The 23,326-nt window shown below is 61.8% G+C and carries 16 protein-coding genes; 12 read left to right on the forward strand and 4 right to left on the reverse strand.

The window, feature by feature from the left end; translation table 11 throughout:
• Nucleotides 1–3 precede the first annotated feature (3 nt).
• From Q0K07_RS05715 to Q0K07_RS05725, 3 genes are all read left to right on the forward strand, one after another.
• On the forward strand, nt 4–567 hold the full coding sequence (locus Q0K07_RS05715) for a hypothetical protein (protein WP_294557598.1): 564 nt from the start codon (nt 4–6) through the stop codon (nt 565–567).
• 199 nt (nt 568–766) lie between these two features.
• Nucleotides 767–1,993, forward strand: a complete 1,227-nt coding sequence (coaBC, locus tag Q0K07_RS05720; protein ID WP_294557600.1) for a bifunctional phosphopantothenoylcysteine decarboxylase/phosphopantothenate--cysteine ligase CoaBC — start codon at nt 767–769, stop codon at nt 1,991–1,993.
• Nucleotides 1,990–2,796 (forward strand): hypothetical protein, encoded by an 807-nt coding sequence (locus Q0K07_RS05725; RefSeq protein WP_294557602.1) that lies wholly within the window; start codon nt 1,990–1,992, stop codon nt 2,794–2,796. Before coaBC ends, Q0K07_RS05725 begins: the two co-directional genes overlap by 4 nt.
• A gap of 118 nt (nt 2,797–2,914) precedes the next feature.
• Here Q0K07_RS05725 and Q0K07_RS05730 read toward each other — a convergent pair whose 3' ends face one another.
• Nucleotides 2,915–3,094 (reverse strand): hypothetical protein, encoded by a 180-nt coding sequence (locus tag Q0K07_RS05730; protein WP_294557605.1) that lies wholly within the window; start codon nt 3,092–3,094, stop codon nt 2,915–2,917.
• 209 nt (nt 3,095–3,303) lie between these two features.
• Here Q0K07_RS05730 and Q0K07_RS05735 point away from each other — a divergent pair, with 209 nt between their 5' ends.
• The 3 genes from Q0K07_RS05735 to Q0K07_RS05745 are packed head-to-tail and all read left to right on the forward strand — an operon-like array spanning nt 3,304 to nt 9,177.
• Nucleotides 3,304–4,536: an efflux RND transporter periplasmic adaptor subunit gene (locus Q0K07_RS05735; protein WP_294557608.1), complete on the forward strand. Its 1,233-nt coding sequence runs from the start codon at nt 3,304–3,306 to the stop codon at nt 4,534–4,536.
• The gene (locus Q0K07_RS05740) at nt 4,529–7,711 is read left to right on the forward strand and encodes an efflux RND transporter permease subunit (RefSeq protein ID WP_294557611.1); all 3,183 of its coding nucleotides are present in this window, start codon (nt 4,529–4,531) and stop codon (nt 7,709–7,711) included. The genes Q0K07_RS05735 and Q0K07_RS05740 overlap by 8 nt, the downstream gene beginning before the upstream one ends.
• Complete coding sequence (locus tag Q0K07_RS05745; protein ID WP_294557614.1) at nt 7,708–9,177, forward strand: efflux transporter outer membrane subunit; 1,470 nt, start codon at nt 7,708–7,710, stop codon at nt 9,175–9,177. The genes Q0K07_RS05740 and Q0K07_RS05745 overlap by 4 nt, the downstream gene beginning before the upstream one ends.
• A gap of 157 nt (nt 9,178–9,334) precedes the next feature.
• Here the strand turns inward: Q0K07_RS05745 and Q0K07_RS05750 are convergent, their stop codons facing one another.
• The 3 genes from Q0K07_RS05750 to Q0K07_RS05760 are packed head-to-tail and all read right to left on the reverse strand — an operon-like array spanning nt 9,335 to nt 13,110.
• Nucleotides 9,335–10,312, reverse strand: coding sequence for a TAXI family TRAP transporter solute-binding subunit (locus Q0K07_RS05750; protein WP_294557617.1), 978 nt, complete (start codon nt 10,310–10,312; stop codon nt 9,335–9,337).
• 16 nt (nt 10,313–10,328) lie between these two features.
• Entirely contained in the window at nt 10,329–11,186 is an 858-nt protein-coding gene (locus tag Q0K07_RS05755) for an amidohydrolase family protein (RefSeq protein WP_294557619.1), read from the reverse strand.
• Between the two features lie 31 nt (nt 11,187–11,217).
• Nucleotides 11,218–13,110 carry a TRAP transporter permease gene (locus Q0K07_RS05760; protein WP_294557621.1) on the reverse strand — a complete coding sequence of 631 codons (1,893 nt, stop codon included), beginning with the start codon at nt 13,108–13,110 and terminating at the stop codon, nt 11,218–11,220.
• A gap of 473 nt (nt 13,111–13,583) precedes the next feature.
• Between Q0K07_RS05760 and Q0K07_RS05765 the strand changes: the two genes are divergently transcribed.
• The 6 genes from Q0K07_RS05765 (at nt 13,584) to Q0K07_RS05790 (ending at nt 23,051) form a co-directional block, all read left to right on the forward strand.
• On the forward strand, nt 13,584–15,521 hold the full coding sequence (locus tag Q0K07_RS05765) for an FAD-dependent oxidoreductase (RefSeq protein WP_294557624.1): 1,938 nt from the start codon (nt 13,584–13,586) through the stop codon (nt 15,519–15,521).
• A gap of 11 nt (nt 15,522–15,532) precedes the next feature.
• Entirely contained in the window at nt 15,533–16,849 is a 1,317-nt protein-coding gene (locus Q0K07_RS05770; RefSeq protein ID WP_294557627.1) for an MFS transporter, read from the forward strand.
• Nucleotides 16,850–17,019: 170 nt separating this feature from the next.
• A complete protein-coding gene (locus Q0K07_RS05775) occupies nt 17,020–18,900 on the forward strand; it encodes a TRAP transporter permease (protein ID WP_294557636.1) in 1,881 nt (626 codons plus the stop codon).
• Between the two features lie 33 nt (nt 18,901–18,933).
• Nucleotides 18,934–19,800 carry an amidohydrolase family protein gene (locus tag Q0K07_RS05780; protein ID WP_294557639.1) on the forward strand — a complete coding sequence of 289 codons (867 nt, stop codon included), beginning with the start codon at nt 18,934–18,936 and terminating at the stop codon, nt 19,798–19,800.
• Nucleotides 19,801–19,821: 21 nt separating this feature from the next.
• Complete coding sequence (locus tag Q0K07_RS05785; RefSeq protein WP_294557642.1) at nt 19,822–20,802, forward strand: TAXI family TRAP transporter solute-binding subunit; 981 nt, start codon at nt 19,822–19,824, stop codon at nt 20,800–20,802.
• A gap of 197 nt (nt 20,803–20,999) precedes the next feature.
• The gene (locus Q0K07_RS05790; protein WP_294557644.1) at nt 21,000–23,051 is read left to right on the forward strand and encodes an FAD-dependent oxidoreductase; all 2,052 of its coding nucleotides are present in this window, start codon (nt 21,000–21,002) and stop codon (nt 23,049–23,051) included.
• Nucleotides 23,052–23,326 lie beyond the last annotated feature (275 nt).

The raw sequence follows: 23,326 nt of genomic DNA on the forward strand, positions 1-23,326 counted from the left end.
TTCATGAAAGCCCGCACGATGTTCGCAGGACTGGCCGCGGCCCTGATGCTCGCCGGCTGTTCCAGCATGCCTTCCATCAGCAATCCCTTTGAACAGCCCAGCATCACGGAGACCTATATTTCCCAGTTCCGCGACGTACCCATTCCCGCGCCCATGAGCACCATTCCCTCCGAAACGCTGGTGACCGTGGCCCCCGACGGGAGCAAGTTCGGTCTGGAATCCTTCAGCGGCCGTGTGGACGGGACCTCTCTTGCCAATATCATGATGCAGAACATGGCCCGCCAGGGCTGGCAGCTGCGCGGTTCCAGCGTGGGCGTGCGCTCCGTGCAGCTTTATGAGAAGTCCCCTCACTATGCGGCCATTTTCTACCGCGAAGGCGTGGTGAACACCTCCATGGACGTGTGGGTGGTCAACGGCGTGAACGTGGACATCCTGAGTCTCGTGCCTGAAATGCACAACAGCGGAGCCGTTCCCTCCTATTCCGGTTCCGGCTCCGGCTTCTCCGGCGCTCCCGCCTCTTCCTATACCGACGTGTCTTCCGGCCAGGTGACCAAACTTTCCGAGTAATGCAGGAAGCCGGGTCTGCCGGGAGAAACATGCTTTTTCTGGCAGGCCCGGGGCCTTCCCGGGCCGGAAGGCGGCGGTGAAGGCGCTTTTTTGAGCGCTGGCGGCGCGGCGTTTTTGTGTTTCCGGGACTTCCGTTTCCTGCCGGGCCTCCCTGCAGGAGCATTTTTGTCTGCCATCTTCATTTTTTCAGGGTTGCGGCATGGAAAAGCATCTGCTGTTCAAGCGTTTTGCGGATAAGAGAATTCATCTTGGCGTGTGCGGTTCCGTGGCCGCCTTCCGCGTGGCCGAACTCGTGCACCGCTGGCAGGATACCGGGGCGGGAGTAAGCGCCACGCTCACGGCCGCGGCGCGCAGGTTCATCACACCGCTCACCTTCGAGGCCCTCGGAGCCTCGCCCGTGTACGGCGACATGTTCAGCGGCGAAGCCCCCTTCGAACATCTGGAACCCGGGCAGATCGCCCATGCCATGGTCATTGCTCCCGCCACGGCGGACATGCTGGCCCGTCTGGCCCAGGGCAGAGCCGACGATATGCTCTCGGCCCAGGCTCTCGCCTTCGACGGACCGGTGGTGCTGGCCCCGGCCATGAACCCGCGCATGTGGCGCAACCCCGCCACGCAGGCCAATGTGGATATTCTGCGCGAGAGGGGCTTTCTTTTCGTGGGGCCGGACAGCGGCGTGGTCGCCTGCCATGACGAAGGACAGGGCAGACTGGCCGATCTTCGCATGATCTACCTTGCCGGGCTGAAGGCCCTTACGCCGCAGGACATGGAAGGCCGGTCCGTCATGCTCACCCTGGGGCCCACCCGCGAGGCATGGGACGACGTGCGTTTCTGGACCAACGCTTCCACGGGCGTCATGGGTGCCTCCATTGCCGTGGCGGCATGGCTGCGCGGCGCTGAGGTGCATGCCGTGTGCGGTCCTGTGGATGTGTGGATGCCCGACGATGCCGCCTTCCACCGTCATGACGTGACAAGCGCCCGGCAGATGCTGGAAAAGGCCCGCGAACTGTGGAAGAGCGCGGATGTGGGCGTGTTCACCGCTGCAGTGGCGGATTTCAGCCCGGAACCGCACGGCCCGGGCAAGTTCAAGAAGGACAGGGCTGCGGACGGGTTCAGTCTGAATTTTCTGCCCAATGCCGATATTCTCCGCACTCTGGCCGAAGAGCGCTCCGAAGGGCAGGTCATTGTGGGCTTTGCCGCCGAAAGCGCGCCCGACATGGACGCGCTGGGGCTTGCCGTGCATCACAAGCTTGCCAGCAAGGGCGCAGACATGATTGTGGGCAACCGTATTTCCGACGGCTTCGGCCGCGCGGCCAACCGCGTGTATGTGGCCGATACCCAGGGCCGCGACGAAGTCTGGCCCGATATGCCCAAGCCGCAGGTGGCCTGGAAGATCATCGACTGGGTGCGCTCGCTGTCCGCATGATGGGGTCGTCCGTCATAACGCGCCCGTGGATCAAGGCCGGGCTTTCCGCGCTGCTTCTGGAAAGCGAGGAGCGCGTTCTTGAACTGCGGCGCAGGCCGGAGGAGAAGGCTGCGCCTTCCGTTCCCGCCGGGGGCGGGGCGCCGTTGCAGAGAAGCGGAGCGCCTTCCGCCGTGCAGGAAGTCAGGGAAGGACAGAGCAGGGTGCCTGCCGGAAAAACTGCGGCGCCGCAGAAGAGTCCCGCTCCCGCCGCCCGTATGCCCGCTGCAGCGAGGCCTGCAGCCCGGCCTGCCGCGCAGGCCTGCGGTGCGGATCTTCTCGTCACGCCCGGGGCGCTGCCTGTGGAGAGCTGGCCCGAAAGCTGGCTTGCACTTAAAAACCGCCGTCCTCTGCCGCCGCGTCCGCTGGTGCTCTGGACGTACTTCGGCCTTGGGGAAGACCTCACCGGCGTGCCCGACGAGGATCGCCGGAAGGTCATTGTGCGCATGCTCATGGAGCTCAGGCATCCCGGCGGAACCCATGTGTTCTGGCCCTGCAATCTGCCCGGAGAGGAAAACGGGGCCGCGCTGTTCTGGTCGGGGGTGAAGCTGCTGAACCCCAGAGTGCTGCTGCTTTTCGGCTCCGATACCCGCGACATTCTGTCCATGCCCCGGTCGCTCTTCCCCTTCTGCGAGGAGCGCGTGCACGGCCGTCTCGTCATACAGCTGCCGCGCCCTCAGGCCCTTGCAGGCGACGAGCCTTCCTTCCGGCGGGCACTGGTCTTTCTTTCCCAGCGGCTGAACTTCTGCGCCAAGCGCAGGGCATAGCTTCCCGCAAGGGGGCCGGAACATCTTCGACGGATAAGGAGAGCGGTTTTTTGAAAAGCCGCTCTTTTTTCATGCCCTGCCGGAAGATTTTTCCGGGCCTTTTCGGAGAGGCGCCGCGTTACTTCCTGTCCTTGTCCTTCATTCTTTTTTCATGAAGCCTGGCGGAGGTGAGCCCCGCAAGCAGCCCCATGGTGGAGCCGAACACGATGCCTTCCGCCGTGTTCACGAAGCCGAGAAGCACGGCGAAGATGCCGACGGAGCTGCCGATAAGGAAACCTCGAAGAATAAACGGACTCATACAGAACCTCATGGACGCGCGTTTCATCGCCGTATTAAAAAGGAAGGGAGTCCGTCATAATCTACGTTTGCCGGCTTTTTTGTCAATGCGCGATTGTGGCGGAGCCGTACCGGAAAAGCGGAACAAGGCTCCCTGCGCCTCTTCCTGTTTTCCGGACAAAGCCATCCCGGCCTTTCCCGGGCGGACGTTCACGATGAGGAGGAAGGCTCATGACTATGTTGCGCGTGACGGCAGCGGCGGTGCTGTGCCTTGTTCTTGCGGCCTGTGAGGACAGGGAGAAAAAGACCGGGGAAACGGAAGCTCCGCCGCCCGTGGTGACGGCGGTGGAGCTTGTGCGCATGGATGTGCCCCTGCACGCCACTTTCATGGGGCAGACCGAGGGCAGTCATGCCGCGGCGGTAAGGCCGCAGGTGACGGGCATACTGGAAAAACGTCTTTTTGAGGAAGGCGCCCGGGTGGAAAAGGGCGCGCCCCTGTTTGCCATAGACGACGCGCCCTACAGGGCGGCGCTGGAACAGGCGCAGGGACAGCTTTCCCAGGCCGTGAGCACCCTTGAGAACGCGCGGAAGGAATATGAGCGTATCCGCAGGCTTGCCGGAGAAAACGCCGTGAGCCGCCAGCAGTACGACAGCGCGTATGCCGCCTTCCGGGGTGCGCAGGCGCAGACGGCGTCGGCACGGGCCGCCGTGGAGGATGCCCGCATACGCCTCGGCTACTGCACGGTGGAGGCGCCCCTTGCCGGCTATACCAGCCGGGAGGTCACTACCGTGGGTTCTCTGGTCACGCCGGAGAGCACGCTCACCTTCATCAATCAGACGGATCCCATGGATGTGCAGTTTTCCGTGCCCGGGGTGGAGCTTTTCACCATGCGCGAGATGGAGGCCGGCGGCAGGGCCGTGAGCTACGGCAAGGGATCGGTGGCGGAACTGCGTCTCATGGAAGGGGTGGAATACGGCAGGCAGGGGGTGGTGGTCTTTCTGGATACGCAGGTGGAATCCTCCACAAGCGCGGTACGCGCCAAGGCCCGCTTTCCCAACCCCGACGGCACGCTCATGCCCGGGCAGTTCGCTATTGTGCGCGTGGGCGGAGCCAGGCTTGTGAGTGCGCTCATGCTTCCGCAGGAGGCCCTCATGCAGACGGAGCGCGGGCCGGAAGTCTGCGTGCTGGATGAAGAGAACAGGGCGTCCTTTGTTCCCGTGACGACAGGCCCCGCCTTCGGGAGCTTTTTTCTGGTGGAAAAGGGGCTGGAAGCCGGACAGAAGGTGGTGGTGCAGGGACAGAACAAGGTGACGCCGGGCGGGAAGACGGCGCCGAAGCTGCTGCGGCAGGAGCTGATGCCGGATTCACTGGACACGCCGGATTCCTCGAACCCCGTGACGGGCAGAGGCGTGGAAGCGGCCCCTGCGCCCGTGTCTCCATCCCCGGAGACGTACCATGAGTGATGCGGCCAGACACGACAACGGCGTCATTTCCGGCAAGGGCGTGCAGCCCTCTGCCCGGCCGGGTTTCTTTCTGAAAAGGCCCGTCCTTTCCATGGTGCTTTCCCTGTTCATCGTGCTTGCGGGCATACTGTCCATACGCGAGCTTCCCATAGCCCAGTACCCCGACCTCATTCCGCCCACCATATCGGTGAGCGCGCAGTATCCCGGGGCCAGCCCCGAGGTCATCGCGCAGACGGTGGCCACACCCATTGAGGAGCAGATCAACGGCGTGTCGGACATGATCTACATGAGTTCCGTCAGCTCCTCCAGCGGCGCCATGCAGATTTCCGTGACCTTCGCCGTGGGCACCGACCCCGACATGGCGCAGGTGAACGTGAACAACAGGGTGCAGGCCGCCGTGCCCATGCTGCCGGAAATCGTGCGGCAGTACGGCGTGACGGTGGACACCTTTTCTCCCGCCATTCTGGAAATCGTGGCGCTTTATTCCCGGGACGGAGCCTTCGACGCCACCTACCTCAGCAATTACGCGCTGGTGAACCTGCTGGACGGGCTCAAGCGCGTGCCCGGCGTGGGGCAGGCCCAGATACTGGGCAGCCGCGACCATGCCATGCGCATCTGGCTCGATCCTCCGCGCATGGCGCAGCTCGGCATAAGCACCAGCGACATAGCGCAGGCGGTGAATGACCAGAACGCCCAGTATTCTCTGGGCAGTGTGGGCAGTCAGCCCGGTTCGGACGCGCTTTCCATGACCTGGCAGCTGGAATCCAGGGGACGCCTCGTCACCGCCGAAGAGTTCGGCGACATCATCCTCCGGGCCTCGCCGGAAGGGGGCGTGCTGCGCCTGCGCGATGTGGGCCGCGTGGAACTCGGGGCGGAAAGCTACAATTTCGCCTGCGCCATCGACGGGGCCACCGCCATTCCCCTGGCCATCTTCCTCGCGCCGGGGAGCAATGCTCTGGATACCGCAGGCCGGGTGGCCGCCTACATGCAGGAGCAGGCGAAGTTCTTCCCTGCGGGCATGAGCTACATGGTGCCCTACGACACCACCATTTTCGTGCGGCTTTCCGTGGAGGAGGTGGTGCGTACCCTGGTGGAGGCCATGCTGCTCGTGTTTGCCGTGGTCTATCTCTTCCTTCAGGACTGGAGGGCCACGCTCATTCCCTGCCTTGCCGTGCCCATCGCTCTGGTGGGCACCTTCGCCGGGGTGTACCTGCTGGATTTTTCCATCAATACCCTCACGCTGTTTGCGCTGGTTCTGGCCATAGGCATGGTGGTGGACGACGCCATCGTGGTGCTGGAAAACGTGGAGCGCGTGCTGCACGACGAGGGGCTCGACGTGGCCGGAGCCACGGCCGTGGCCATGAACGAGGTGACCTCCGCCGTCATCGCCATTGTGCTTGTGCTGTGCAGCGTGTTCATTCCCGTGGGCTTTCTCGGCGGGCTTGCCGGGGTGATGTACCGCCAGTTCGCCGTGACCATCGCCATGGCCGTGGTCATTTCCGGCGTGGTGGCCCTTACCCTCACTCCGGCCCTGTGCCTGCAGCTTCTGAGAAAGAAAAAACGGGAGCCGTGGGCGCCTTTCCGCTGGTTCAACCGCTTTTTCGACGCCGTGACCGGAGGCTTCGTCCGTCTGGTAGGCTTCTTTCTGCGGCACGGCGTGCTTTCCTTCCTTGTGCTGCTGGTGCTCTCCGCCGTCACGCTGGAACTTTTCACCCGCGTGCCCACCACGCTGGTGCCGGAAGAGGATCAGGGTTCACTCATGTGCACCATCGCCCTGCCCGAAGGTTCGGCCCTGCCGAGGACGCGCCAGCTTGTCGGCGAGGTGAGCCGGAAGGTGCGCGAACTGCCCGCCGTGGCTCATGTGCTCAGCCTTGCAGGGTATGACCTCATCAACAGCACGCTGAACACGGGCATGGGAACGCTGTTCATCCAGCTCAGGCCCTGGGAGGAAAGGGAAAAGGAGGGGCTCAGTCTGGAAGAGACGCTGCGGCGCATCTACGCCCTGGGCCTTGCGGACAGCCGGGGCGTGATTCTGCCCTTCAACCCGCCCCCCATCATGGGCATGAGCAATACCGGCGGGTTTGAGATGGAAATTCAGACCACTTCGGGCACGCCTGCGGAACTTGCCCGGACGGCCGCGCGCTTTGCGGCCGAAGCCTCGAAAAGGCCCGAACTTTCCCGGGTGAGCAGTTCCTTCAGCGTGGCCTCTCCCCGGCTTTTTGTGGAACTCGACAGGGAAAAGGCCGTGATGTCCGGCGTGGACTGTGCGGAAGTGTTCAACATGCTGGGGGCCACGCTGGGTTCCACCTACATCAACGACTTCAACCTGTACGGACGCACCTTCAAGGTGATGATGCAGGCGGACGAGGCCTACCGGAGACTGCCCGACAGCATGCGGTCCCTGTATGTGTCCGCTCCCGGAGGCGCTCAGATACCGCTCACCTCCCTGGTGACCGTCAGAACGAGCGGCGGGCCGGACAATGTTTCCCATTTCAACGGGCTGCTGTCTGCCAAGATCACGGGCAGTCCCGCACAGGGGGCAAGTTCCGGGCAGGCCATCGCCGCGCTGGAGGAGGCGGCCTCCTCTCTGCCGCAGGGCTACAGTTATGCCTGGTCCGGCGTGACCTATCAGGAAGTGGAAACCGGAGGCACGGATTTCACCGTGCTGGGACTCAGCGTGCTCATGATATTCCTTATTCTGGCGGCGCAGTACGAACGCTGGAGCCTGCCCGTGGCCGTGCTTTCCGCCGTGCCCTTTGCGGTGTTCGGGGCCATTTTCGGCAACTGGTTCACAGGCCTTGCCAACGACATCTACACGCAGGTGGCCATCATCACGCTGCTGGGGCTGGCCTGCAAGAACGCCATTCTCATCATCGAGTTCGCCGTGGAACTGCGCGCGCAGGGCAGAACGCTGGAAGAGGCCGCCGTGGAGGCCGCAAAGCTGCGTTTCCGCCCCATCATCATGACCTCCATAGCCTTTATTCTCGGTTGTCTGCCCCTGGCCTTCAGTACCGGAGCAGGGGCGGCAAGCCGCGTATCCATCGGTGTGAGCGTGGTGTGGGGCATGCTGGCGGCCACGGTGCTGGCTCCGCTGCTGGTGCCGTGCTTCTTCGTGCAGGTCATGCGGATTTCGGAACGTTTTTCCGGTGCATCGCGCAGGGAGGAGACATCATGAAACAGGTCGTAGCGGGACTTGTGGCGGCGCTGGTTGTGTCGGGCTGTTCCTTTGCGCCGGAATATCACAGGCCGGAGCAGGAGCTTCCCTCCTCGTGGGGCGAAGAGACTTCTTCCGGGCAGGAGACGCTTTCGCGGCAGTGGTGGCGGCGTTTTCAGGATGAAACGCTGAATGAACTTGTGGACATGGCCCTTGCCCGCAACCGCGACCTAGAGCAGAGCCTTGCCCGGGTGGAGGCGGCGCGCGCCTCCCTCGGCATGGCGAGAGCAGGGCTTTTTCCCCAGTTTTCCGCACAGGGCAGCGGCGAGCGCAGCCAGTCGAGCCGGGATGCCTCCGCCACATACGGCGTCATGGAGGAACTGGGCCTTCTGGAACAGAGAGTGGGGGCCCTCGAAGGACGTCCGGGAGGGACTTCTTCCGTGCCCCCGCGCGTGGGGTCGCTCTGGTCCGGCACGGTGCAGGGCTCATGGGAGGTGGATATCTGGGGGCGTTACCGGAACGCCGCCTCCGCCGCAAAGGAGAATCTCCTTTCCGCCGAAGAGGCCCGGCGGGCGCTGGAACTTTCCGTGGCCGGGCAGGTCTGTTCCGCCTATTTCGACATGCTGAACTATGCCGCGCAGAAGGAACTTTCCGAGAACACCCTTGCCTCGCGGGAACGCTCCGCCGCGCTTTATGAGAAGCAGTACGCCGCCGGAGCTATCAGCGAACTGGATATGCTGAATGTCCGTGCGCAGGTGGACAGCCTGAAGGACAGTCTGGCGCAGGTGAAAACGGGCCTTGAGCAGGCGCAAGGCGCGCTTCTGCTTCTCACGGGTGCATCGCCTGAGCGGATTTTTTCCGCCCGCCCGGAGGGAAAGGCCCGCCTTGAGGCGCTTTCCGCACAGCCGCAGCTGCCTGCGGGGCTTCCGTCGGAGCTTCTGAACCGGCGGCCGGACATACTCTCGGCGGAGGCCGCGCTCCGCGCCGCCCATTTTCAGGTGGGTGAGGCGCGGGCCGCCTTTTTCCCTTCCATAAGCCTGACGGCGGGCCTGGGCGCGGCAAGCACGGCGCTGAACAGTCTTTTCACCGGTCCGGCCGGCACCTGGAGCTACGGGGGGAGCGCCTCGCTTCCCCTGCTGACCTTCGGCCGGACTCTGAGCGGTGTCAGGCAGGCCGAGGCCTCGCTGCATGCCGCGCAGGCCGCCTATGAGAAAGCGGTGCAGCAGGCCTTTTCCGACATACGTTCCAGCCTTGCCGCACAGCGCGGCATGGAAGAGAGCGTGAAGAGCCTTGTCCTTGTTTCCGCGCGCATGGAAAAGGCGGCGGAACTGGCAAGGGCGCGCTATGCGGCGGGCTATTCCCCCTATCTGGACGTGCTGGAGGCGGAGCGCACGCTGTATTCCGCGCAGATGAACCTTGCCGCGCGCCGTGCGTCGCAGCTTTCCGCCATCGCTCAGGTATGCGTGGCCCTCGGCGGCGGCTGGTAGACAAAGAAACGGCGGCTTCGGGAAGAAGCCGCCGTTTCCGTCAGGAGTGTGCCTTTTTCCGGCGGAAGCGGTACGGGGGAAAACCGCCTGCCCGGAACAGGGCGAAGGAGGAAAGAGGCGCCGGGGAGCTTTTGGAAAGGCTCCCCGGCAAAAGAGACTACTTGAGCACGCCGATTTCCTTATAGTACTTGGCGGCGCCGGGATGCAGGGGGAAGGCGAGGTTCTGCGGACCGGTCTCCGGAGCCATGGTCTTCCAGCCGGCGTTGGCGGTACCGATGTCTTCGCGGCCTTCAACAATGGCCTTGGTCATGCGGTAGACCAGATCTTCCGACAGGTTGGAGCGCACGAGCAGTTCCGCAGCGTCGCAGAGCGCGGGAACGTTTTTTCCGACCACGCCGCTGAACATGGTGGAGGGGATTTCCGTCTTCTGCACGCCGTAGGTTTCGTGCATCTTCTGGAAGAGCTCGTCGCTGACGGGAATCCAGTTCAGGGTGGTGTTCTTGCTCAGTTCCACCACAAACCAGATTTCACCGGGTCCAAGCCAGAAGAGCAGGTCCACGTTGCCGTCCTTGGCCATGTCGGCGGCATCGTCGAAGTTGTTGGTGATGACCTTGCCGCCCCAGGACTGGATGTCCTTGTAGGTGACGCCGTAGCAGGAGAGCATCCAGCGCACCCACAGTTCCGTGCCGCTGCCCATGGGGCCGACGACCATGTGCACGGGCTGCTTGTTCTTGATCATGCTTTCCAGGGATTTGGGAGCGTTTTTCCCGATGCCTATGATGTGCAGGCGGGAGACATCGTTCAGGTTGAAGATGGAGCTCACGCCGGTCACGGGCTTTCTGAAGGGATCAAGACCCTTGGCGGCGGAAACCATGATGGAATGGGTGCCGATGGAGAGTTCGCCTTCACCCTTGGAGAGACGGCCGGGGTTGGAAAGGCCGCCGCCGGGCAGAAGGTTGACGTCGATGTCGGGGAACTGCTTGTTGATGGCTTTTGCCACGGCGCCCATGCCGACATACCAGGCTCCCGAGGTGGGGCCGGAGAGAATCTTGATTTTTTCGTTCGCGGCCTGAGAGGGGGAGGGGAGGGCCAGAACGGCCATCACGGCCAGCAGCGCGAGTTTTTTGAGCATCATGCGGAAAACTCCGTGACTAGAGGTTTTCAGGAAGATCCAGTTTCAGAGCGGTGGCGATGTTCTTATAGAGCAGCTTGGGCAGCACTTCGGGCTTGAAGGGCATGTTCTTGAAGTGGGCCACGCCTTCTTCCAGCGGAATGAAGGGATAGGCCGTGCCGAACAGGAAGCGGTCCTGCAGGAAGCCGTTGGCGGCGGTGACGTAGTCCTGCCAGCCGGGGAAGTTGAACAGGTACATGTCCGGGCAGATGTAGATGTTCGGGCGCTTGTAGGCGACGAACAGCACTTCGGTCACATAGGGGTAGCCGCCGTGGGTGTTGATGATGGTCATCTTGGGGAAGTCAGCGGCGATCTGGTCGAGAATGGCCGGGAAGCCGTAGCTGAGATCCGGGCCGTTGCCGCCGCCGGCCATGAGCAGCAGAGGAATGCCTTCGGCTTCCAGCTTTTCATAGATGGGGTAGATGCGGCGGTCGTTGGGGTACATGGGGGTGGGAAGAAGGCCGGGTTCCATGCCCACGCCGACCAGGGGGCCGTTCTTGACGTAGGTGTCGATTTCGTCCAGGGCTTCCTGCCGGTTGGTCGGGTCGATGCCGGCCACGCCGAGGAAGCGGCCGGGATAGTCGTTCATGATGGCCACGATGTCTTCATTGGATACGCCGCCCAGGAAGGGGTAGGCGCGGCGGCCGGGGACGACGCCCATGGTGATGCCTGCAGAGTCCATTTCCTTGAGCAGCAGCTCGGTGGAGCGCTGTGCCGTGGAGGGAGCCTGCGGCATGCCGAAGCAGCGGCTCATGCGTTTGGTGCGTTCCGTGTCGCGGAAGAGGCTGAGGTTGAGGAAACCGCGCGCCGGAGGTCTGAGTCGGCAGTCGATGATCATGGAAATGCTCCTTTCAAAGAGGGTTGATGGTTCAGGACAGGGCGGAGAGACGCTTTTTCCTCATGAGCTGCATGAACACGACGGAAACGATGCAGCATGCGCCGATCATATCGGTGATGAGACCGGGGTAGATGAGGGAAAGGCCGCCGATGAGCAGAAGAAGCTGCTCAAAACGGTTGGCGAGGGTGATGAACCACTGCTGCATGCCGCCGGCAAGGGCGATGACGCCTATGATGGCGGAAACGCAGGCGAGGGTGGTTTCAGGCAGGGAACCGGAAAGCAGAAGCGCCGGTTCGTACACGAACATGAAGGGGATGATGAAGGCCACGATGCCCAGCTTGGAGGAGAGCAGGCCGGTTTTCATGGCATTGGCCTCGGCAATGGAGGCTCCGGCAAAGGCTGCCATGCAGACCGGAGGAGTGATGACGGACAGGATGGCGTAGTAGAACACGAACATGTGGGAAGCCAGGGCAGGCACGCCGGCCTTGATGAGGGCGGGAGCGCCCAGCGTGGCCACGATGACGTAGGCCGGGGTGGTGGGGACGCCCATGCCCAGCACGATGCTGGTCAGGGTGAGCATGATCATGAGCAGGAAGAGGTTGTTCCCGGCAAGATCGGTGATGGCGCTGATGAAGGTGAAGCCGATGCCCGTGATGGCGATGACGCCTATGATGATGCCCGCGCAGGCGCAGCAGGAGGTGATCATGAGGCAGTTTTTCGCGGACATTTCCAGAGCCTGCCAGAGTCTGGCGGGCGTCATGCGGGTTTCGGCGCGGAAGAAGGAAAGCACAATGATGGCGAGGGTTGCGATGAAGGCGCAGGAAATGACGCTGCGGCCGAGTACCATGGCGATGATCAGCCCGAAGATGGGCAGCAGGTAGTACAGTCTGGCGATGACCTGCCGGCTGTCGGGAATCTGATCCTTGGGGAGCGTGCCGAGGTTGTTTCGCACGGCCTCGAAGTGGATCATGGTCCACAGGGAGAGGTAGTACAGAATGGCGGGGAGCAGGGCGGCCTTGGCCACCTGGATGTAACCCGTACCCGTGAGGTCGGCCATGATGAAGGCGGCCGCACCCATGATGGGAGGCATGATCTGGCCGCCGGTGGAGGCCACGGCTTCCACGGCGCCCGCAAAGGCGGGGGCATAGCCCACGCGCTTCATGAGCGGAATGGTGAAGGTGCCCGTGCCGTACACGTTGGCCGGGGCGGAACCGGAAATGGTACCGAACAGGGCGGAGGCGAAAATGGCCACCTTGGCAGGGCCGCCTTTGGATTTGCGGGTGAGCAGGCAGGCCAGATCCATGAACACGCTGCTCATGCCGCTCACATGCAGAAAGGCGCCGAACATGACGAAGGCGAAGATCATGGTGGAGGAAACGGCCACGGGCACGCCGTAGATGCCGTCGGTGATCATGAAAAGCTGCTCGACGAGCGCGTCGAAGGAAACACCCGAGTGCCTGAGCGCTTCGGGGAAGGGCGCGGCGTTGCCGAACAGGGCATAGACGATGAAGACGCAGGCGATGAGCACCAGCGACCAGCCCGAGGTGCGGCGCGTGGTTTCCAGCACCAGAAGAACGGCAATGACGCCGTATATCATATCCTGCTGTGTTACTTCATCCAGGTAGCGCATACGCATCTGGAGTGTTTCCAGATTGGTAAACACATAGTACGCCGAACTGAAGGCCAGGACGACGAGAATAATATTAATAATGGTAAGAAGGTTTTTCTTGAGCGCGGAATCCTCTTCACGGTATCCGGGAAAATACATGAAAATAAGCGCCATGACGGTAGACAGGTGTATGGCTCTTAAAAGATGGCTGTCCATGATGGCAAAGCCGCCGGTAAAGACGACTTGAAAGATGGAAAGCATGACGGCAAGGACTGCTGCAACATGCTTCATTTTCAACGGTCCGATACTAGGCATACGCATTCCTCCCAGTAAAGTATGCGCGGAAGAAGTTGTCCGGATGGATGAGAAGAGCCATGCAAATATCGTTCCAAATTATGCAGGAAAAAATAAAAATAATAAAAACAATAAGATATATCATGCTTTTCCGAAGCGGGGCGGAATGCGTCAAGGTAAAAAAAAAACGTAAAAAAGACGCTGTTTTTACTCTTTAACCTTTTATAATCATTTGTTATTCATATATCTTCTCCACGTCTTTCGCCGGGAAGGTGAATATGAAAAAGATCATACTGATATGCGTTTTTTCACATGAAAAAGATTTTTTTCTCTGGAGCTTTCCGGCCCTGCCCCTGTATTTTTTTCGGAGAAGGGGCGGGGCTTTTTTATTAACTATAATGAATACAGTGTATTACTTTTTTATTTTTTTGCGGTGGCATGTTTTTTGCAGCCGGGGAAGCGTTGCCAAAGACCATATTGAGGAGTCGTTTTTCATGTATGATTCTCTTTTCACTCCCATCAGAATACATGGTGTCACCGTTCGGAACCGCATACTCTTCCCGGGAATGTCCACCAAGCATGCTTCGCCTGACGGCCGCGTCACCGAACGCATGATGCGTTATTATGAGGAACGTGCGAAGGGCGGCGCGGGCCTGATCACGGTGGAGGCCTCCGCCGTAAGCTCCGAGGGCAGGCCCTTCATACGGGGGCTCAGCCTGTACCGCGATGAGGACGTAGCCGGTCTTTCGGAACTGACGGCAAGAATACACGCGCACGGGGCTCTGGCCTCGGTGCAGCTCATGCACGGCGGATGTCTGGCTCTGCCCGATGTTGCAGGTCATATCTTTCTGGTTTCTCCGGTCTGCGGCCGCACTCCCTATGCCGACAGTTCCGTGCTTACCGTGAAGGACATCAGAACGCTTGTCCGCCGCTTTGCAGAGGCGGCCGCGCGCGCCGTTGCCGCCGGTTTTGACGCGGTGGAACTGCACGGCGCCCACGGATATCTGCTCGCCCAGTTCTTTTCTCCGCTGATGAACCGCCGCGGGGACGAGTACGGAGGCTCTCTGGAAAACCGCATGCGTTTTCCTCTGGAAGTGCTGAAGGCCGTGCGCGAGGCCGTGGGCGAAACGCCCGTGCTTTACCGGATGAGCGTGGTGGACGGGCTGCATGACGGCATTCAGATGGACGATTCCCTGGAACTTGCGGTCAGACTCGCCCGGGAAGGAGCGGATGCGCTGCATGTTTCCGTAGGTACGCGGGAAACAAGGCATATCGTGGCTCCGCCCTCCTGTGTGCCCTGCGGGTGGAACGCCTCCCTTGCCCGGGCCGTGAAAAGCGCCGTGGGTTCTTCCGTGCCCGTCATCGTGGCAGGGCGCGTGCTGGATGAGAACGTGGCCTGCGACATTCTGGATCGCGGTGATGCCGACATGGTGGCCATGGGGCGCGCCCTCATTGCCGAGCCCGCCCTTCCCCGGCTGGTCAGAGAGGGGAAGGCGAGCAGAGCGCTGCGCTGCATAAGCTGCAACGAGGGCTGCTCCAGCGGTTCGGCGCGGGGCACCGGCATAGGCTGTGCGCTCAATCCTCTGGCAGGGTATGAAGGCCGGTATGAGGTCGTCGCGGCGGCGCGGAAAAAGCGTGTGGTCATCATAGGCGGGGGCCCTGCAGGCATGCATGCGGCCCTGAGCGCCCATGCCCGGGGGCACGAGGTCATTCTCTGCGACAGGGGAGAAAGACTGGGCGGACTCCTGCATGTGGCAAAGCTTCCCCCGTACAAGGAGATGCTCGGCACCTATGCGGACTGGTGCGCCGCGCGCCTGGAGGAATGCGTGCACGCGGGCGGCATGGAAATCCGCCTTTCGGAAGACATGACGCCGGAAAAGATACAGGAACTGCGGCCCGACGTGGTGCTTCTGGCCACGGGGAGCGTTCCTCTCTGGCCCGCATTCTGCCGGGAAAGCGACCTGTTCTGCACTGCGCAGGACATCCTTGAGGGCAGGCGGACTCTTCCGGAACACGCCCTCATTGTGGGCGGCGGGCTGGTAGGCTGCGAAACCGCGGATTTTCTGCTCAAGAGAGGCCGTCAGGCCTGCATCGTGGAAATGAAGGACAAAATCGCCGCAGACATGGAACCGCGCACGCGGGTGTTCATGATGGAAAGGCTCTCCCGCGGCGGTGTGGAAGTATGGACAAACAGCACCTTCCTCGGTCTGGACGGGCAGGGCGGAGCCATGCTGCGCCACGAGGCCCGCGGGGAAGTGACGCTTCCCCCCGTGGATGCCGTCATCGTGGCTCTGGGCTACCGGCCGGAGCGCTCGCTGTATGCCGATCTGCTGCGCCTCGGCATGGATGTGCGCCTCACAGGCGACTGCTCCGCCGTGAGCAGGATAGAAAATGCCGTGCGCGGCGGATTTGAAGCGGGCCTGAGCCTGTGAGCGGTACTGTCATGAGCGGTGAAAGGAAACAGGTTCTCAGGCTGGCACGCTTCTACTTCGTGCTGCTTCTTTTCTGCTACGCCCTGGCTCCCTTCCACAGAACCGTGCTCAGCACGCTGGGCGTGGACCTCATGGAGGATTTTTCCGTGGGCGGCGGGCTCATATCCGTCATGGGCGCCGCCTTCTTCTATCCCTACGCGGCCATGCAGATTCCCGCCGGCATTCTTGCCGACCGGTGGGGGGCGCGGCGTACCGTCATGGTGTTTCTGACTCTGGCCGCCGCAGGCACCTTCCTCTTCGCCATGGCCACCACCGTGTCCATGGGCGCGGCGGGCCGTGTGCTGACGGGAACCGGCGTGGCCATGATTTTTGTCCCGGGGCTCAGGGTCATTCTTTCCTGGTTCCCCCGGCGCATGCACCCGCTGTGCACGGGACTGTTTCTTTCCCTGGGAACGGGCGGCATGTTCCTGGCCTCCTGGCCGCTGAACGCGCTTTCCGGCATGTTCGGCTGGCGCTGGGCCATGATGCTCGTGGCGCTGTTCACCTGCGCGCTGGCCGTGCTTTGCGGGGGCTTTCTCCGCAATACGCCTGAGGATGCGGGGCTGGAAGGGGAGAGGCCCTTTTCCCCGGCGCAGAGCGGCAAGGGCATGCCGTTGAAGGAGGCCCTGCTGCTTATCCTGAAAAGCAGAACGTACTGGGGCGTTTCGCTGTGGTTTTTCTGCCTGTACGGGGTGTTCTACGCCTTCAGCGGACTGTGGGCCGGTCCGTACCTGCTGCAGGGCTACGGACTCGACAAGGAACGCGCTTCCGTGGTGCTCATGGCCATTTCCGCAGGGGCCATCATCGGTCCTTCCCTGCACGGTGCCTTTCTTTCCTGGGTGCGGGTGTCCAAGCGCAAGCTCATGGCCGCGGTATGCCTTGTCGGCATGGCGCTGGGCGTTGTGCTCATCCTTCCCTCGCCCGTGCTTCCCTATGCGCTGCTTCCGGTCTGGGGCTTTTTCTTCAGCGTCTTCGTCGGCGGCGTCGGCAGTCTTGGCCTTCTGAAGATTCAGGAGGACTTTCCTCCGGCCATCGTGGGAACGGCCACGGGCATGGTGAACATCTACACGGCCCTCGGCGGCGGTATTCTTCAGATGTGCAGCGGCTGGCTCATGGAACATATCGCCCCCGGAGGCGAATACGACATCGCCGTCTATGCCGGCATGTTCCTGCTGTTCTTTGTCCTGATAGGGGTGGGCTTCCTTGCGGCGCTGCTCTGCCGCCCCGGCGTGGAAGGATGTGCACGCATGCACATGAAGCCCGCCGTCGCTTCCACCGAGAGGACGTAGGGTGTTTTTCCGCCCCGGAACCTTCGGGCGGCCGGAGTGCGTTTTCCGCGGCAGGGCATGCGCCCCCCCGGCAGGAACAGATGATCGACGAGCATTCTGCTTCAAGAGAACCATGCTCTTGAGGGAAGGGAATGGGTCCCTTCCCACGAAGATATAAGGAGCACAAACAAATGACCTTTTCCAGAAAGTCGGTGGCCCCGATAGCATCAGTTGTTGCTGTCGTTCTGACATTGTTTCAAATCTATTCCACAGGCGGGTTCGGCGTTCTGCCCACGCCCATACAGCGCGGCACGCATCTGGCGCTCATCATGACGCTGGTTTTTCTCTGGCGTCCCGCCTTCCGCTACAAGGACGGCAAGGAACCCCTGCCCATGTTCCTGCTGGATCTGTGTCTTGCGGTGCTGGCGCTGGCCATCGGGGCGTACATCATCATGGAAAACGACTATATCATGGACCGGCTGCGCTATGTGGATCCGCTGACCGACATGGACTGGTTCATGGGCGTAAGCTGCGTGCTTCTCGTGCTTGAGATCACGCGGCGCACGGCGGGGCTTCCCCTGGTCATCGTTTCCGTGGTGTTCATCCTGTACGCCTTCTTCGGACAGTATCTGCCCGGAGGGTTGCGCCACAACGGCATCTACACCCCGGACCTTCTTGAACAGCTCTTTCTGACCACCGACGGCATCTATGGCGTGCCCCTGGCGGCGGCCGCAGGCATGATCTATGCCTTCGTCATGTTCGGCGCGTTTCTGGAAAAGGCCAACATGAGTTCCCTGTTCATGGATCTGGCCTGCCTGCTCACCCGTCGTTCCCAGGGCGGCCCGGCCAAGGTGGCCATTTTCGCCTCCGCCCTGTTCGGCACCATTTCCGGTTCCGCCCCGGCCAACGTGTACGGCACGGGCACCTTCACCATTCCGCTCATGAAGCGCGTGGGCTATGCCCCCGCCTTTGCGGGCGCCGTGGAAGCCGTGGCCTCCACCGGCGGACAGATGATGCCCCCCATCATGGGCGCGGCCGCCTTCATCATGGCCGACCTCATCGGCGTGAGCTATCTGGAAATCGCCAAGGCGGCGCTTCTGCCTTCCCTGCTGTACTACCTCGCGCTGCTGGCCATGATCCATTTTGAGGCGGTGAACAAGAATATCGGCCGCCTGCCGGAAGAGCAGATTCCCTCCACGCGCAGCGTCATGATCCGCATGTACTACCTCCTGCCCCTGGTGGTGCTGGTGGCCGTCATGCTCATGGGCCGCAGCGTGGTTTCCTGCGCGCTCATCGGCATCGTGACCATCCTTGTGCTTTCCGTGTTCCGTGACGAAACCCGCTTCAACCTGAAGCGCCTTGCCGGAGCTCTGGAACAGGCCGCCAGAAATGCGCTCATGATTTCTTCCTGCTGCGCCTGTGCGGGCATCGTGGTGGCCGTCATCGCCCTGACCGGCGTGGGCTACAAGTTCATCAACTTCGTGACCATGCTCGCCGGCGACAGCCTGCTTCTGCTCATGATCTGCCTCATGATCACCAGCATGATCCTCGGCATGGGCGTGCCCACCAGCCCCGCCTACATCATCGTGGCGGCCCTCGGCGCTCCCGCTCTGGTCAAGGCGGGCGTTCCCGTCATCGCCGCGCACATGTTCGTGTTCTACTATGCCATTCTCTCCGCCATCACGCCGCCGGTATGCGTCGCTTCCTTCTCAGGGGCGGCCATAGCGGAAGCCAATGCCATGAAGACGGGCTGGGTGTCCGTGAAACTCGGCATCGTGGCCTTCATCATTCCCTTCATGTTCGCCTATCAGCCCGCGCTCATGCTGCAGGGCGACGCCCTCACCGTGGGCCGCGCCGTGGTGACCTCCATCGTGGGCGTGCTGGCGCTCTCCGGCGGCATGCAGGGCTATTTCGTCAGCCGCTGCCGTGGCTGGGAACGGATTCTGCTTGCTGCGGGCGGCCTCATGCTCATCGACTCCGGCTCCATGACCGACGTTGTCGGCGTGGCCATTCTGGTCGGTGTGGGAGCTCTTCAGTGGATACGCCGCAAAAACACCGTCGCCGCGGCCTGATCGTCATAACAGCACAATAAAGGAGTATGTGCCATGGTTATCGATTTTCGTGTGCGTCCGCCTTATCGCGGATTTCTTGAGATGGGTATCTTCACCAAGTATGTGGTACCTCAGAAGGATCCCCGCAAGCTGAGCGCCTTTGAAATGGGCCGCGCGGGCGTGCCTTCCTGCGAGCAGCGCAGCATGGATCTGTTCATGCAGGAAATGGACGAGGCCGGTGTGGAAGCCTGCGTGGTCATGGGCCGCAAGAACAAGGGAACGGCCATCAACGCGGGCAATATCCTTCCCGAAGATCTCTATGAGCTGGCCAACAGCCATCCCGGCCGCTTCATCCCCTTTGCCGGCATCGACCCCAACGACCCCGACGCCCGCAAGGAAGTGGAATATGTGGCCGGAGAACTGGGCTTCAAGGGCATCAGCATGGATCCGGGCTGGTGCGAGCCCTGCATGTATGCGGACGATGAGCGCATTCTCTCCATCTGCGAAACGGCCGAACAGCTCGGCATCATCGTGACGCTCACCGCAAGCGGTGTGGCCGGCCCTGACCTCAGCTATGCCGATCCGCTGGTCATCCAGCGCGTGGCCAAGAAGTTTCCCCGTCTCAAGATCGTCGTGGCGCATGCCTGCTGGCCCTTCGTGCCCCAGATTCTGGGCGTGGCCATGACCTGCCCCAACCTCTACCTTGTGCCCGATGTGTACCTCTACACGGATAATATGCCCATGTCCGACATGTATGTCACGGCGGCCAACGGCTACCTGAAGTACAGGACGCTCTTTGCCAGTACCTATCCTGTGGGCGGCCTGAAGCAGAGCATAGAAAAATGGAGCGCCAAGGGCTTCACGCAGGAATCGCTGCAACTCACCCTGCATGACAACGCGGCCGAGCTTCTCGGTCTGTAACTCTTCGGAAAAGGAGACTGTATGAAACTTTCCCGTATCCTTCTTTCCTGCACGCTGGTTCTGGGCCTGACCGTTGCCCAGGCGGGCGCGGAACCCATGAAGCTCAACCTCGTTTCCGGCCCCGTGACCGGCGGCTGGTATGTGGGCATGGGCGTTGTGGGCAAGATCATCACCAGCGCCTACCCCGATACCGAGATCACCATGCTGCCCGGCGGTTCCACCGTGAACCCCATCCGTCTGGATCGCGGACAGGCCGACATCGGTATCCTGCAGATTGCCATGGGCTCCGTGGCCCGCAAGGGCGAGGCCCCCTTCAAGGCTCCCGTGAAGAACGTCGCTCAGCTGGTCTGTTGGAATGACCTGAGCCCCATCAACATCGTGGTGCGCGAGGATCTCGGCGTGAACAGCATTGAGGAACTGCGCGACCGCAAGGTTCCCGTGCGCCTTGCCGTGGGCATGAAGGGCGGCGGCGGTGACAGCTACGGCCGCTGGCTGTTCGGCGAATACGGCTTCACCTTCAAGGACATCGAAGACTGGGGCGGACAGGTCTACTTCAACAACTACGACGACATGACCAACCTTGCCAAGGACGGCCTCGTGGACATGATCGTGTGGCTCGGACGGGGCGAAAGCTGGTTCCTTGCCGAAATCAGCAAGGACATCAAGATGAAGTGGCTCCCCGTCAGCGATGAGGTGGCCGAAAAGATGAACAAGCGTTACGGCATGGTCCGCGCTTCCGTGTCCGGCGACTTCTATTCCGGCCGCGTGGGCGGCAAGGACATTCCTTCCGTGGCGGAAATGACGGGACTCAGCGTCCGCGCGGATATGCCCGAGGAAGACGCATACAAGATCACCAAGGCCATCTGTGAAGGCCAGAAGGAACTCGTGGAAGCCTTTGCCACCTGGGGAACCTTCACCGTGGAAGGAGCGGCCCGCGAGATGGCCTACCCTCTGCATCCGGGAGCGGCCAGGTACTATAAGGAAATAGGCGTCCTCAAGTAAAAAGAACACCGCCGGGGGAAGCTTTCTTCCCCCGGCCCGTCCATTGCATCTCTTTCCTGGAATCCCCGCAGGGAAGAGCGGCGCTTCCCCTGAAAAAGTGCGTCGTCGGAGACGCAGGTCAGGACCGGGTCCTTCAGATCCGGGCCATGTCCCGTGTCGTCCCGTGGAAGGATTCCTGCCAGAATTTCGGAGCCGTCATGAAATATCCCAAGTTATTTTCTCCCATAGCGCTCAGCCCGAACTGCGTGCTTAAAAACAGAATAGTCAAGACAGGGCAATCCACCTGGCGCTGGAATCAGGACGGTTCGGCCGAAGGCAGCGCAGGCGAGGATCTGTATGAGAACATCGCCAGGGGCGGAGCCGCCGCCGTGATCATCGGCGGCTGCGCCATAGAGGACACGCCGGGCATTTATCTCGGCCTGTGGGACGACAAGTTCCTTCCCGGCCTGCGCCATCTGGCGGACAAGGTACACAAGTACGACTGCAAGATCTTTGCCCAGTTCCATCATTCCGGGCCTGCCGCATGGCCGCGTCTCGGCGCGCTTCCCATATCCTCCTCCTCCCTCGGGCTTGACGAGATTCCCATGAAGCCGCCGCTCGCCAATCCCTGCCGGGAAATGACGCTGGAGGAGATACGGGAAAAGCAGCGTCAGATTGTGGAAGCCTGCGTCCGTGCGGATCAGGGCGGCTTCGACGGCATGGAAATTCATGTCGCGCACGGCTACCTCCTGAACAGTTTCGTCAGCCGGGTGTGGAACCACAGGACGGATGAATACGGTGCGCAGAACGTGGAAAACCGCACGCGCATCGTACGCGAGATATTTGAGGAGGCGCGCAGGCGCTGCCGGCCCGGGTTCGTGCTCGGTGTCCGCATGAACGGGCGCGAATACGGCGCAAAGGGCGCCATCACCATCGAAGAGGCTGTGGAAAACGCCCGTGCCTTCGAGGCGATGGGCGCACAGTTCATCAACGTGGCGGGCTACGGCTACGGCGAGGCTCCGTTCCGCTACTGCCCGGACTATTTCCCCTATCCCGAGCCGGAAGATTTCATGAAGCCCTATATGGACGCCTACCGCGGCAAGGGCCTGTGGACGGACTCGGCAAGTCACATCAAAAAGGCGGTGAACGTGCCCGTGATCACCGCAGGCAGGATGAACGAGGATCTTGCGGAAAAAGTCCTTGAGGACGGCGACGCCGACATCATCGGCATAGGCCGTGGACTCTGGGCCGACCCCGAGATGCCGCGCAAGATTCTGGAAGGCCGCCCCGAGGACATCGTGCGCTGCACGCGCTGTGCAAGCTGCGAAGATCCCGTGACCCAGCCGCGCATCTGCCGCGTGAATCCTTCCCTCGGCCGGGAAAAGGAAATGGACATGAGTCCGGCCGCGACGAAGAAGAAGGTCATGGTCATAGGCGGCGGCCCCGCCGGCATGGAAGCCGCCCGAGTGGCTGCTCTGCGCGGGCATGAGGTGACGCTTTACGAAAAGACGGGTGCCCTCGGAGGCCGCATCAAGCTTGCCTCCATGATCAAGGGCTGCGAAGTGGAGGACGTCATGCCCATTTATGACTACCTCACCACGCAGATCCGCAAGCTTCCCGTGACCGTGAAGCTCAACACCACCGTCACCCGCGAACTGGTGCTCCGGGAAAAGCCCGACGCCGTGGTGATAGCCACAAGCTCCGAATACGCCGTTCCCGACATTCCCGGCATACACAGCTCCAGAGTGTTCACCATCAAGGGGCTGTCGCGCCTTGCGGCACTGCCTCTGCGTCTGTTCGGTCCCCGGCTTCTTGCCAGACTCAGCCACATCTTCCTGCCTGTGGGAAAGCGTGTGGTGGTTCTCGGCGGGCAGATCGAAGGCGTGCAGGGTGCGGTATTCCTGAAGAAGCGCGGCCGCGATGTCACCATCGTGGAAGAGGGAGAAACCTGGGGTGCAGGCATTCCCGAGCGCTATTTCCAGCGCATAGGTCCGTGGTTCAACCGGAAGAACGTCCGTGTGCTGACGAAGACGCGGGCGGAGGAAATCACGAAGGAAGGCGTGCGCGTCCGTGCCGCCGACGGAACGGTGTCCGTTCTCCCCTGCGACAGCGTCATGGTGCTCATGCCTCAGGTACCTTCCCATGCCCTGGCGGAATCGCTGAAAGGCGTTGTGGGTGAAATTCATGAAATAGGTTCCACCCTCGGTGCGGAAAACGGCCTGCTCAAACATGCTCTCTACGACGGGCGGCTCGTGGGCTGCCGGCTCTGATATCCTTGACGGCGTCCCGCTCTGTCTGGTTTCCGGCAGGGCGGGGCGCTTGGAAAACAGGCTTGAATAATGAAATTTTTCATGGAATAATATACAATTTATAGTAGAATTGCCTTGTGGTGAAAAGACGGCGGAAATGGTGCACGGGCGTGGACCGCCGTCGGGAGCGCAGGAAGCATGGAGGCGCGTTTCAGGCAGAGCACGGAAGTATATGCACCTTGCCGGAGGATTATGCCCCGACAGAAGGCTTCCGCACGGCGGAAAGGCATGTTTTG

The sequence above is a fragment of the uncultured Mailhella sp. genome (assembly GCF_944324615.1).
Classification (GTDB): domain Bacteria; phylum Desulfobacterota; class Desulfovibrionia; order Desulfovibrionales; family Desulfovibrionaceae; genus Mailhella.

Bases quoted from the DNA above. Each gene is read 5' to 3' on its own strand.
- Q0K07_RS05715 (WP_294557598.1), top strand. From the start codon at position 4: ATGAAAGCCCGCACGATGTTCGCAGGACTGGCCGCGGCCCTGATGCTC.
- coaBC (WP_294557600.1), top strand. From the start codon at position 767: ATGGAAAAGCATCTGCTGTTCAAGCGTTTTGCGGATAAGAGAATTCAT.
- Q0K07_RS05725 (WP_294557602.1), top strand. From the start codon at position 1,990: ATGATGGGGTCGTCCGTCATAACGCGCCCGTGGATCAAGGCCGGGCTT.
- Q0K07_RS05730 (WP_294557605.1), bottom strand. From the start codon at position 3,094: ATGAGTCCGTTTATTCTTCGAGGTTTCCTTATCGGCAGCTCCGTCGGC.
- Q0K07_RS05735 (WP_294557608.1), top strand. From the start codon at position 3,304: ATGACTATGTTGCGCGTGACGGCAGCGGCGGTGCTGTGCCTTGTTCTT.
- Q0K07_RS05740 (WP_294557611.1), top strand. From the start codon at position 4,529: ATGAGTGATGCGGCCAGACACGACAACGGCGTCATTTCCGGCAAGGGC.
- Q0K07_RS05745 (WP_294557614.1), top strand. From the start codon at position 7,708: ATGAAACAGGTCGTAGCGGGACTTGTGGCGGCGCTGGTTGTGTCGGGC.
- Q0K07_RS05750 (WP_294557617.1), bottom strand. From the start codon at position 10,312: ATGATGCTCAAAAAACTCGCGCTGCTGGCCGTGATGGCCGTTCTGGCC.
- Q0K07_RS05755 (WP_294557619.1), bottom strand. From the start codon at position 11,186: ATGATCATCGACTGCCGACTCAGACCTCCGGCGCGCGGTTTCCTCAAC.
- Q0K07_RS05760 (WP_294557621.1), bottom strand. From the start codon at position 13,110: ATGCCTAGTATCGGACCGTTGAAAATGAAGCATGTTGCAGCAGTCCTT.
- Q0K07_RS05765 (WP_294557624.1), top strand. From the start codon at position 13,584: ATGTATGATTCTCTTTTCACTCCCATCAGAATACATGGTGTCACCGTT.
- Q0K07_RS05770 (WP_294557627.1), top strand. From the start codon at position 15,533: ATGAGCGGTGAAAGGAAACAGGTTCTCAGGCTGGCACGCTTCTACTTC.
- Q0K07_RS05775 (WP_294557636.1), top strand. From the start codon at position 17,020: ATGACCTTTTCCAGAAAGTCGGTGGCCCCGATAGCATCAGTTGTTGCT.
- Q0K07_RS05780 (WP_294557639.1), top strand. From the start codon at position 18,934: ATGGTTATCGATTTTCGTGTGCGTCCGCCTTATCGCGGATTTCTTGAG.
- Q0K07_RS05785 (WP_294557642.1), top strand. From the start codon at position 19,822: ATGAAACTTTCCCGTATCCTTCTTTCCTGCACGCTGGTTCTGGGCCTG.
- Q0K07_RS05790 (WP_294557644.1), top strand. From the start codon at position 21,000: ATGAAATATCCCAAGTTATTTTCTCCCATAGCGCTCAGCCCGAACTGC.